Origin of the sequence: Pseudomonas sp. CF161, assembly GCF_000416215.1 — a bacterium.
GTDB lineage: Bacteria > Pseudomonadota > Gammaproteobacteria > Pseudomonadales > Pseudomonadaceae > Aquipseudomonas.
The window spans coordinates 1-249 of sequence record NZ_ATLP01000110.1; the positions used below are offsets into that span (position 1 = coordinate 1).

Consider the following 249-nt stretch of genomic DNA (forward strand, 5'->3'; position numbering starts at 1 on the left):
CCTGGGGCAGCAAGTCTCCAGCTCCGACACCCTGCTGGCCAACCAGCCGGCCTCGCGGCCCATGCTGCACCTGGAAATCTTCAGCGCCGAGGATGTGCCGCGTTTTCTGCTCGACAGCCGGCGTTACGCCGAAAACCTGCCGAAACAGCACTGGACCCTGGTGCGGCTGCGCCAGGGCGACCCGATCAAAGCCGAACCCAGGGACGATGCCCCCTCGCTCATCGACCTGGCAACAGACTGGACCACGGG

Annotated in this window: 1 pseudogene; it reads left to right on the top strand. The window is 66.3% G+C overall.

The features are described from left to right. Positions 1-249, top strand: a pseudogene (locus CF161_RS33225) (hypothetical protein); the annotation flags it as partial.